Raw genomic sequence first — 1,490 nt, 5'->3', positions numbered from 1 at the left:
GTCACACGTCCGCCGCGGACATGCCCTTCGCGGACGTCGAGCCCGTCGAACTCTGGCCGATCCTGCACGAGTCCGCGGCGGACGTGTGACGGGCGTGCACGGGCGCGTGGGTCGGGTTGCCGTGGCCTGCGCGCACGGGCGCGTGGGTCGGGTTGCCGTGGCCTGCGCGCACGGGAGCGAGGGGCCGTGACCGGCCCGCACGGCGTCGAGGACCTGCTGCGCACGTACGCGCCGCAGGTCCTCGGTGCGCTCGTCCGCCGGTACGGCGACTTCGACCTCTGCGAGGACGCCGTCCAGGAGGCGCTGATCGCCGCGGCGCAGCAGTGGCCCGGGGAGGGCGTCCCCGACCACGCGCGCGCGTGGCTCCTGACCGTCGCCCAGCGCAAGTACGTCGACCACGTGCGCAGCGAGGCCGCGCGCCGGCGCCGCGAGGACGCCGTCGCCCTCGCCACCCCGGACTCCGCGCTCCTCGCGCGCGCCGCCGACGACGCTCCGGACGCCGACCGGGACGACTCCCTGGCGCTGCTCTTCCTCTGCTGTCACCCGCAGCTGTCGCCGCCCAGCCGGATCGCGCTCACCCTGCGGGCCGTCGGCGGCCTCACCACCGCGCAGATCGCCGCCGCCTTCCTCGTGCCCGAGTCGACCATGGCGCAGCGGATCAGCCGGGCCAAGCAGACGATCAAGGCCGGCGGACTGTCCCTCGCGCCGCCCGAGGGCGAGGACCGCACCGCCCGCCTCGCCGAGGTGCGGCACGTGCTCTACCTCGTCTTCAACGAGGGCTACACGGCCAGCGGCGGCGACGCGCTCACCGCGCCCGAGCTGTCGACGGAGGCGATCCGGCTGGTCAGGATGCTGCACCGGCTCGTCCCCGAGGACACCGAGACGGCGGGCCTGCTCGCGCTGATGCTGCTCACCGACGCCCGCCGCCCGGCCCGCACGGGCCCGGACGGGGAACTCGTACCGCTCGCGGAGCAGGACCGGGGGAGCTGGGACGGCGGGCTGATCGCCGAGGGCGTGGAGCTGCTCGGCCGCACCCTGCCGGAGGGCCGCGTCGGCCCGTACCAGCTGCAGGCGGCGATCGCGGCCGTGCACGACGAGGCCCCGTCCGCCGAGGCCACGGACTGGCCGCAGATCCTCGCCCTGTACGAGCTCCTGGAGCGCACCGGGCCGAACCCGATGGTCACCCTCAACCGCGCGGTCGCCGTCGCCATGGTCCACGGTCCGGAGGCCGGTCTCGCGCTCCTGGACGGGCTCGCGGAGGACGGGCGGCTGGCCAGGAACCACCGCCTCCTCGCGACCCGCGCGCACCTGCTCGAACTCCTCGGCGAGAAGGAGGCCGCGGCCTTCGCCTACCGGGAGGCGGCCCGCCACACCACGAGTGCGCCCGAGCGGCGCCATCTGACGGAGCGGGCCCGGCGCCTGGGATGACCGCCCCGGACGACGGGGGAGAGGGGGAGTGCGCGACAGGCGCATGCGCCCCGGCGCATGGG

1 protein-coding gene is annotated in these 1,490 nt (G+C 76.2%); it reads left to right on the top strand.

All coding sequences use genetic code 11. The features are described from left to right. Window positions 1–186: 186 nt before the first annotated feature. A complete protein-coding gene (locus tag CCN56_RS27500; protein WP_086830637.1) occupies window positions 187–1,428 on the top strand; it encodes an RNA polymerase sigma factor in 1,242 nt (413 codons plus the stop codon). The last annotated feature ends 62 nt before the right edge of the window (window positions 1,429–1,490 follow it).

This window comes from Streptomyces sp. NRRL B-24572, assembly GCF_002156145.1.
In the GTDB taxonomy this organism is placed as follows: Bacteria; Actinomycetota; Actinomycetes; order Streptomycetales; family Streptomycetaceae; genus Streptomyces; species Streptomyces vietnamensis.
This window is presented reverse-complemented; position numbering and strand designations above follow the sequence as displayed.